The sequence below is a fragment of the Kineococcus esterisolvens genome (genome assembly GCF_050871405.1).
Classification (GTDB): domain Bacteria; phylum Actinomycetota; class Actinomycetes; order Actinomycetales; family Kineococcaceae; genus Kineococcus.
Genome location: NZ_JBJLRI010000111.1, coordinates 1 through 8,783 on the forward strand (window position 1 = coordinate 1; position 8,783 = coordinate 8,783).

Here is an 8,783-nt window from a genome sequence, read left to right on the forward strand (position 1 = left end):
GGCGCTGCACCGCGACGGTGCAGCGCCCCCGGTGCGTCCCGGCCCGGTCCGGGAGCCGGCTCAGGAGCGCAGCAGAAGAGCCACCGGCAGGTCGGTCAGCAGGTCGGCGATGCGCGCCGGGCCACCGGCCAGTTCCGCCCCGGTGAACGCGTTGCGCCAGCGGCCCTCGGGCAGGGTCAGCGTGTGCTCGCCCCAGCCGTCGTTGCGCTCCAGCGACACCGGCAACCGGGTGGCCACCGCGATCGCCCCGGGGGCCTCGACCGGGCCCCGGGCGAACGCCAGGGCGTTACCCGTGGACGTCGGCACGGGGGAGTAGCCGGCCTCGGGGCCGACGAAGGACCGCTCGTGGTCCCGGCGGGCCCGCAGGGTGCGGGAGACGACGAGCAGCTTCTCGTCGTGCAGGTCCGCCGGGGCCGAGCCGCCGTCCAGCGCGGCCAGGCGCCGGGAGCGCTCCGCGTAGTCCACCGGGCGGCGGTTGTCCGGGTCGACCAGCGACAGGTCCACCAGTTCGGTGCCCTGGTAGACGTCCGGGACACCCGGCATCGCCAGCTGGACGAACTTCTGCCCCAGCACCGCCACGCGGGCCTGCGGCGCGGTCGCGTCGACGAACTCCCGCACCGCCGCCAGGATCGCCTCGTCACCCAGCACACCGGTGGCGAAGCGCTCCACGGCCGCCTCGTACGCCTCGTCCGGCGAGGTCCACGTGGTGTGCTCCTTCGCCTCGCGGGTGGCCTTCTGCAGGTAGCCCAGCAGCCGCTCCGCGCTGATCGGGCCCTCGCCCCAGGTGCCGAAGAGGGTCTGCCACACCAGCAGCTCGGTGCGCGCGTCGAGCTCGCCCGCCCGGTGCTCGGCGGCCAGCTCGCGCCAGCGCGCCAGCGCCGCGCCCCACTCCTCCGTCAGCTCCGACAGGACCGACAGGCGGGCCCGCACGTCCTCGCTGCGCTTGGTGTCGTGCGTGGACAGCGTCGTCATGGCGGCCGGCCACTGGCGCGCCAGGGCGGAGCAGAAGGAGTGGAACTCCTCCGGGGAGGTCCCGAACCGCGTCGGGTCCCCGCCCACCTCGTTGAGCGAGGACAGCCGGAACCACCGGTAGAACGAGGTGTCCTCGATGCCCTTGGCCATCACCGGACCGCACGTCTGCTGGAACCGCACCACGAACTCGGCGATCCTCGCGTCCGAGGGGCTCCCGGCCCGGTTCAGGGCGAGGTCCACCACGACCTGCAGGGTGTCGTGGCGCTCCTCCGGCAGGTGGGCGCGGGCCTGCTCGGCCGCGCTCTCCACCACCCGCACGGCCTCCGGCGGCGCCTCCTCGCCGGGCACCACGTAGGCGCGGTACTGGTGGAAGGCGACCAGCAGCTCCACGACGCACTCGTGCAGGCCCCGGCGGGTGTGGTCGCGCAGGTCGACGTCGTCGTGGCAGATGCCCGACAGCAGGTCCACCAGGCGGTGCACCTCGGCGTACAGGCCGTGCTCGACGACCTCGCGCTTGGCGTTGTCCACGACCGCCTGGAACGTGCCGGTCTCACCGGTGAGCGCCGTGTACTGCTCGGTCAGCGGCTCGGCCCCCGCCGGGTCCAGGAACAGCCCGCCCACCCGCTGCAGGGCGTCGTAGCCGGTGGTGCCGGCGCACGCCCAGTCCGCCGGCAGTTCCTCCTCGCCCTCGAGGATCTTCTCCACGACCACCCAGGCGCTGCCGTCCCCGGTGGCGCTGGAGGTGGCCTCGGCCAGCCACCGCAGGTAGCCGCGCGGGTCGGCCAGCCCGTCGGGGTGGTCGATGCGCAGGCCCTGCAGGTCCCCGCGGCCCACGAGCTCCAGCAGCAGGGCGTGGGAGGCGTCGAACACCTCCCGGTCCTCCACGCGGATCGCGGCCAGGGTGTCCACGTCGAAGAAGCGCCGGTAGTTCAGCTCCTCGTCGGCCACCCGCCAGTGGGCCAGGCGGTACCACTGCCGGTCCACCAGCTCCGCCAGCGGCAGGTCCTCGGTGCCGGGGCGCACGGGGAAGACGTGGTCGTAGTAGCGCAGCACGTGCTCCTCGCCCTGCGGCGTCGAGCGCGTGCCCAGGCTCAGCTCGCCCGCGGCCAGGACCTGCCCGATGCGCTGGCCGAGCACCGCCATGAGGATCGCGCGGTCGGGCACGGACCAGTCCACGTCGAACCAGCGCGCGTAGGGGGAGCGCGGGCCCTCCTTGAGCACCGACCACAGCTGCGCGTTCTCGTGCGCCGGGGTGGGGACCGCCATGTGGTTGGGCACCACGTCGGCCACGGCGGCCAGGCCCGCCCCGCGCAGCGCGGCCACGAGCCGGTCGAAGCCGGCGCGCCCGCCGGCCTCCTCGTTGAGCCGGGAGTGGTCCACCACGTCGTAGCCGTGGGTGGAGCCCTTCGCGGGGGCCAGGATCGGCGAGAGGTAGGCGTGCGAGACGCCCAGGCGGCGCAGGTGCTCGGTCTGCGCGGCCGCGTCGTCGAAGGTGAACGCCGGCTGCACCTGGAAGCGGTAGGTGCTCACCGGCACCACGGCCGGGCGGTAGGTGGGGCCGGTCACTTGTCCCCCAGCGGCTCGCGGGCGAGGACGAGCACCGAGCGGCCCGCCACGGGCAGCTTCGTGCCGGGTGAGAACGCCGACTCCTCGGTGAAGATCGACACCACGCCGACCTGGTCGTCGGCCGTGTCCAGGCGCACGTGCCAGTTGTCGCCGTACGCCTTCTCCGGCAGCGTGAACTCCACCGCCTCGTGCCAGGGGTTGTACATGACGAGGAAGGAGTCGCCCACGATGCGCTCCCCGCGGCGGTCCGGCTCGGGGATCGCCTCACCGTTGAGGAACACCATGACGCTGCGGTTGGCGTCGTCACTCCAGTCCGCGTCGGTCATCTCGGTGCCGTCGGCGGCGAACCACTCGATGTCACCGATCTCGCTCTCCCCGCCGTGGCGGGACTCGCCGGCGAAGAAGCGCCGGCGCTGGAAGACCGGCTCGGTGCGGCGCAGCTCGACCACACGGCGGGCGAACCGCAGCAGCTCGCGCTGCGGGTCGGACAGGTCCCAGTCCACCCACGCCAGCTCGTTGTCCTGGCAGTAGACGTTGTTGTTGCCCTTCTGCGTCCGGCCCAGCTCGTCGCCGTGCAGGATCATCGGCACGCCCTGGCTCAGCAGCAGCGTCGTCAGCAGGTTGCGGTGCTGGCGCGCGCGCAGCGACACGATCTCCGGGTCGTCCGTCGGCCCCTCGACGCCGCAGTTCCAGGAGCGGTTGTGGCTCTCGCCGTCCGCCCCGCCCTCGCCGTTGGCCTCGTTGTGCTTCTCGTTGTACGAGACGAGGTCGCGCATCGTGAAGCCGTCGTGGGCCGTGACGAAGTTGATGCTCGCGATCGGCTTGCGGCCCGAGTGCTCGTACAGGTCGGAGGACCCCGTGATGCGGCTGGCGAACTCGGCCAGGGTCCGGGGCTCACCGCGCCAGAAGTCGCGGACGGTGTCGCGGTAGCGCCCGTTCCACTCCGTCCACAGCGGCGGGAAGCCGCCCACCTGGTAGCCGCCGTCACCGACGTCCCACGGCTCGGCGATGAGCTTGACCTGCGAGACGATCGGGTCCTGCTGCACCAGGTCGAAGAACGCGCTCAGGCGGTCCACCTCGTGGAACTGCCGGGCCAGCGTCGCGGCCAGGTCGAAGCGGAAGCCGTCGACGTGCATGTCGGTCACCCAGTACCGCAGCGAGTCCATGATCAGCTGCAGGACGTGCGGGGAGCGCATCAGCAGGCTGTTGCCGGTGCCCGTGGTGTCGAAGTAGTGCTTCTGGTCGCCGTCGACCAGGCGGTAGTAGGCCTGGTTGTCGATCCCGCGGAAGCACAGGGTCGGTCCCATGTGGTTGCCCTCGGCGGTGTGGTTGTAGACCACGTCGAGGATGACCTCGATGTTCGCCTCGTGCAGGGCCCGCACCATCGACTTGAACTCCTGCACCTGCTGGCCGCGCTGACCGGTGGAGGAGTAGGAGTTGTGCGGGGCGAAGAAGCCGATCGTGTTGTAGCCCCAGTAGTTGGACAGCCCCTTGTCGGTCAGGTGCGTGTCCTGCACGAACTGGTGCACCGGCATGAGCTCCACGGCGGTCACCCCCAGCGAGGTGAGGTGCTCGATCATCGCCGGGTGCGCCATGCCGGCGTAGGTGCCCCGGATCTCCTCGGGGATGTCCGGGTGCAGCTGGGTCAGGCCCTTGACGTGGGCCTCGTAGATCACCGACTCGTGGTACTCGTGACCCGGGTGCCGGTCGTTGCCCCAGTCGAAGAAGGGGTTGACCACGACCGAGAGCATCGTGTGCCCCAGGCTGTCGTCGTCGTTGACGACGGAGTTGTCGTCGAAGCGGTACGAGAAGAGGGACTCGTCGCCGTCGACCTGGCCCTCGATCGCCTTGGCGTAGGGGTCCAGCAGCAGCTTCTCGGGCTGGCAGCGCGCACCGCTCTCGGGGTGGAACGGCCCGTGCACCCGGTAGCCGTAGCGCTGCCCCGGCATGACCGAGGGCAGGTAGGCGTGCCACACGAAGCCGTCCATCTCGGGGAGGTCGAGGCGCTGCTCGGTGCCGTCGTCACCGATCAGGCACAGCTCCACCCGCTCCGCGACCTCGGAGAACAAGGCGAAGTTGGTCCCCGCCCCGTCGTAGGTGGCTCCCAGGGGGTAGGGCTGGCCGGGCCAGATCTGCATCGCGGGTCCTTCCACTGCCTAGCTCGTGCACTCCACGTGCGCGGTCGACCGTCATCATGTCCGTTCCGGCCGCTCTCCACACCCCGGCCGGGCCGCTGGACCCGGTGCGCGCCGCCGGGCCCGCTGCGGGCGCGGCTACCCTTCGGCGGTGCCCGAAGACCCCTCCCGGCCGGCGGGCGCCCGCTCGCGCCGCGGCCTCGACACCCGCCGCGCCACCCCTCGCGCCACCGTCGCACCCGCCCGCCGGGCCCTGCGCGTGGCGCGCGAGCTCGCGGGGGGCACCGTGTCCGCCTGCATGCGCTTCCGGGTCACCGGCCTGGCGGCCGAGGGCGGCTTCTTCGCGCTGCTGTCGCTGCCGCCCCTGGTCTTCGGGGTCGTCGCCAGCCTCGGCTACGTCGGGCGGTGGCTGGGGCAGGGGGAGGTCGCCGCCGCCCGTGAGCAGCTGACGCGCCTGGCGCAGGCCTTCTTCACCCCGGAGGTCATCGCCGAGGTCGTGCTCCCCACCTTCGACTCGGTGACCACCACCGGGCGGGCCGACCTGACGCTGCTGGCCTTCGCCGTGAGCGTCTGGTCCGGCTCACGCGCGCTCAACGTGTACGTCGACACGATCTCGATCATGTACGGGCTGGGTGGGCACCGCGGCATCGTGCGCACCCGGCTGCTGTCCCTGTCGACCTACCTGGTCGCGCTGCTGGTGGCGGTCGTGGTGGTCCCGCTGCTTCTGGTGGGTCCCCACCTGGTCGGCCGCTGGCTGCCGCGGGACCTGGAGGTCCTCTCCGCCGCCTACTGGCCGGTGGTGCTGGTGCTGTCCGTGGTCGGCCTCGCGACGCTGTACCACCTGTCCACACCGGTGCGCAGCCGGTGGTGGCGCGACCTGCCCGGCGCGGTGCTCGCCCTGCTGCTGTGGCTGCTGACGTCCTCGGTGCTGCGCACGCTGCTGTCGGCGTCCGTGGGCGGCACGTCCACGTCGATCTACGGGCCGCTGGCCGCGCCGATCGTCGTGCTCGTCTGGTTCTACTTCCTCGCCATCGCGGTCCTGGCGGGAGCGGCGCTGAACTCGGCGGTGGACCGGGTCCGCCCCGACCCGACCAAGGCGGCGGCCCGCGAGGCGGCCCGGGCCGAGGCCGTCGAGCGGCGCCGCTGGGTCCCCTGATGCGGTGCGGGCCGGTCGTCGCGCTCGGTGGCGCCGCGCGGGCCCGCAGTCGGTCGGCCACGGACGGTCCCTCGCCGTGGCACGGGTCCGGCAGCCTGGCCGCGCCACCTCGTTCCGAGCTCGCACGGGCATGCAGAAGGCCCCCGTGGACGTGGTGTCCGCAGGGGCCTTCGTCGTCGCAGTGCGACGTGGTGGGCGATACTGGGATCGAACCAGTGACCTCTTCCGTGTCAGGGAAGCGCGCTACCGCTGCGCCAATCGCCCTCGAGCACACCGGGAGCTACCCGGTGGGCTGTGAGGTGGAGACGGGATTCGAACCCGTGTGGACGGCTTTGCAGGCCGCTGCCTAACCTCTCGGCCACTCCACCGCGAGGCTCGCGCCTGTGAGCCGGCCTCCGAGCGGACGACGGGACTCGAACCCGCGACCCTCACCTTGGCAAGGTGATGCGCTACCAACTGCGCTACGTCCGCATGCCTCCGGTTCCCCGCCCTTCCGGCCGGTTCCCCGTGACGTCGTAGACAGTAGCCGACGCCTGCGGGTGCAGTCCAACCGCCCCCGGGCGCCCCGTCCACCCCGGTTCACCCGGCGTTCGCCCGCGGTGCCCTGTCGGACGGTGGGTGGACGCACGAGGGGCTCCGCCCGACGTCCGTGTCGGGCGGAGCCCCTCGTGCGAGCGTCGCGCTCGTCGCTGCTCAGGCGGTCAGCCGGGCGATCAGGTCGTCCAGGTCCAGGTGACGCGCCTCGCGCCCGGGGGGCACCAGGGCCTCCGCCCGGCGCAGGAAGCGCCGGACGTCCGCCTCGTCCGCCTCCAGCTCCGCGTTGCCGTCCGGGGAGGACAGGCGCAGCAGGACCCGCGGGCGGCCTTCGGGGGAGTCGGTGCACGGGCGCACCTGCACGTCGCCGTCGCCGGCGGGTGCGGTGAGCCCCTCCCTCAGCAGGTCGCGCGCGAAGACCCACTCCACGTCCGCGTCACCCCCGCGGAAGACCGCGTGGATGGCGAAGGGGTCGTCAGCCCCGTAGTGCAGGCTGGCGGGGACGGGGAGCCCGGGTCCGCTGGTGGTGCGTAGGCGCAGCGACACGTCGACGTCGACCTCGGTCTTGCGGTGCGGCAGTGCAGGCACGTCGACCTCCGTGTGCTCATGGCCGCTGACGGGCTCCAGCGACCGTGCTCCACAGTTTCCCACTGATCCGCCCCCTGAAACACCCGGAAGGCGCAACTGGGACGTGTCGCGTTCACCCGCGGTTCCCCGGGGTGCACGACCCTCCCGGGGATCCGGCGCGCGAGCGCCTCGCGCAGGCGCTCCGGAAGGGGGTCGCGGCGGCGTTCGGGACGTGCTCGTGGCGTGCTCGGGAGCGCCAGGGCCCCTTCGTGCGTTGCGGGGTGAGACGGCGGGTCGCCGGACGGGACGGCCCCCGGCGGCGGGGGCGAGCGGAGGAGGAGCGGGTGCGGGTGACGGCGGACGAGCGGGACGGCCGCGCGGGCGCGGGGGACGGCGGGGGCGGCACGCCGCCCCCGGGCCCCTTCTTCGCCCCCGGGACCGGTGGGGTGCCGGCGGCGCGCGCGACCCGCGAAGGGGCCGGGCAGCCGGCGGACCCGCTCGCGGTGCGCCGCCACCGCGCCGAGCGCCTGCGCGCCGCGCTGCGCGAGCGCCGCGAGCGCCTGCGCGCCGACGCCCACGCGGACCGTGCCTACCGCACCGCGGTGGGCGTGGTGGGCGGTGCGGTGGCGCTGCTCGGGCTGCTCATGGTCCCGCTGCCCGGCCCGGGCTGGCTGGTCGTCTTCCTCGGGCTGGCGATCCTCGGCACGGAGTTCGCCACCGCGCGCCGGGTGCACCGCTTCGCGCGCCGCCAGGTGCACCGGTGGACGGCGTGGGTGGCCCGGCGCTCCTGGGGCGCCCGGATCGGGATGGGGGCGGGCACCGCGGCGGCCGTCGGGGCCGTGGCCTGGGGGTACCTCGCGTGGCAGGGCGTGCCCGCCTGGAGCCCCGAGGTGGTGACCGCTCAGCTGACCCGCCTGCCCGGTCTCTAGGTGCTCCGGGGCGGGGGCGGTCGTGGGCACCCCCGCGGACACGGTATGGTTCTTCCACCGGTCGCGGTCAGCGGTCGCACCGGGCGATTAGCTCAGCGGGAGAGCACCTCGTTCACACCGAGGGGGTCACTGGTTCGATCCCAGTATCGCCCACGCCATCGTTCAGGAGCAGTGCATGCAGAGCCCCGGGGTCATCGACGCCGGGGCTCTCGTGGTGCAGCTCGCCCTCTTCCCCGTGAAGTCCGTCGCCGGGCTGTGCGTCGAGGCCGCCGAAATCGGCCCGGAAGGCCTGGCGGGGGACCGCGGGTTCGTGCTGGCCCTCGCCGACGGCGAGCCCCTGCGGGCCAGGACCGCACCTCGGCTGCGCGAGCTGGAGCTGTCCGGGCCCGCGCACGCCCCCGTGGTCAGCGCCCCGGGCGGTGCACCCGGGGACCTCGCGGCCGTGGCCCGCTTCCTGGGCGTGGACGGGCCCGTGCGGCTCCGCCGCGCCCCCGGCGGTGCGCGCCAGGTCGCCGCCGTCCACGTGGTGACCACCACGGACCGCGACGCCCCCGGCGCCGGTGACTCCTCGCGCGCCAACCTCGTCCTGCGGCCCACCGGCGGGGCGCTGCCGCCCGCCGCGGAGCTGGCCGGGGCCCTGCTGGAGGTGGGCCCGGTGCTGCTGCGCCTCGGGGAGCCGCCGCGGCACTGCGCCGGGTCCTTCGCCGAGGTGCTGCGCGGCGGGACGGTGCGCACCGGCGACCCGGTGCGGCTGCGGGCGAGTGCCGACGGCGCGGCCGGGGCTCCCGGCTAGAGTCGCGGGGGGGGGGGGGGGGGGGGGGGGGGGGGGGGGGGGGGGGGGGGGGGGGGGGGGGGGGGGGGGGGGGGGGGGGGGGGGGGGGGGGGGGGGGGGGGGGGGGGGGGGGGGGGGGGGGGGGGGGGGGG

The 8,783-nt window shown here is 74.2% G+C and carries 6 protein-coding genes and 4 tRNA genes; 4 read left to right on the plus strand and 6 right to left on the minus strand.

Annotation, left to right across the window (positions count from 1 at the left end; all coding sequences use genetic code 11):
- Positions 1-60 precede the first annotated feature (60 nt).
- Positions 61-2,538, minus strand: coding sequence for a malto-oligosyltrehalose synthase (gene treY / locus ACRYR8_RS20255; protein WP_432486066.1), 2,478 nt, complete (start codon positions 2,536-2,538; stop codon positions 61-63).
- A complete protein-coding gene (glgX, locus tag ACRYR8_RS20260) occupies positions 2,535-4,676 on the minus strand; it encodes a glycogen debranching protein GlgX (RefSeq protein WP_432486067.1) in 2,142 nt (713 codons plus the stop codon). The genes treY and glgX overlap by 4 nt, the downstream gene beginning before the upstream one ends.
- 148 nt (positions 4,677-4,824) lie before the next feature.
- On the opposite strand from glgX, the gene ACRYR8_RS20265 reads away from it, so the two are divergent.
- The gene (locus tag ACRYR8_RS20265; protein WP_432486068.1) at positions 4,825-5,829 is read left to right on the plus strand and encodes a YihY/virulence factor BrkB family protein; all 1,005 of its coding nucleotides are present in this window, start codon (positions 4,825-4,827) and stop codon (positions 5,827-5,829) included.
- A gap of 189 nt (positions 5,830-6,018) precedes the next feature.
- Here ACRYR8_RS20265 and ACRYR8_RS20270 read toward each other — a convergent pair.
- The 4 genes from ACRYR8_RS20270 to ACRYR8_RS20285 all read right to left on the minus strand — a co-directional run bounded on the left by ACRYR8_RS20270 (position 6,019) and on the right by ACRYR8_RS20285 (position 6,951).
- Positions 6,019-6,093, minus strand: a tRNA-Val gene (locus ACRYR8_RS20270).
- Between the two features lie 33 nt (positions 6,094-6,126).
- A tRNA-Cys gene (locus ACRYR8_RS20275) sits at positions 6,127-6,197 on the minus strand.
- Between the two features lie 30 nt (positions 6,198-6,227).
- A tRNA-Gly gene (locus ACRYR8_RS20280) sits at positions 6,228-6,300 on the minus strand.
- 222 nt (positions 6,301-6,522) lie between these two features.
- Positions 6,523-6,951: an SsgA family sporulation/cell division regulator gene (locus ACRYR8_RS20285; RefSeq protein WP_242127076.1), complete on the minus strand. Its 429-nt coding sequence runs from the start codon at positions 6,949-6,951 to the stop codon at positions 6,523-6,525.
- A 323-nt stretch (positions 6,952-7,274) separates the two neighbouring features.
- Here ACRYR8_RS20285 and ACRYR8_RS20290 point away from each other — a divergent pair, with 323 nt between their 5' ends.
- The 3 genes from ACRYR8_RS20290 (at position 7,275) to ACRYR8_RS20300 (ending at position 8,652) form a co-directional block, all read left to right on the plus strand.
- Positions 7,275-7,859 (plus strand): TIGR02611 family protein, encoded by a 585-nt coding sequence (locus tag ACRYR8_RS20290; protein ID WP_432486069.1) that lies wholly within the window; start codon positions 7,275-7,277, stop codon positions 7,857-7,859.
- An 81-nt stretch (positions 7,860-7,940) separates the two neighbouring features.
- Positions 7,941-8,012 (plus strand) — tRNA-Val (locus ACRYR8_RS20295).
- 22 nt (positions 8,013-8,034) lie between these two features.
- Positions 8,035-8,652: an MOSC N-terminal beta barrel domain-containing protein gene (locus ACRYR8_RS20300; RefSeq protein ID WP_432486070.1), complete on the plus strand. Its 618-nt coding sequence runs from the start codon at positions 8,035-8,037 to the stop codon at positions 8,650-8,652.
- Positions 8,653-8,783: the final 131 nt, after the last annotated feature.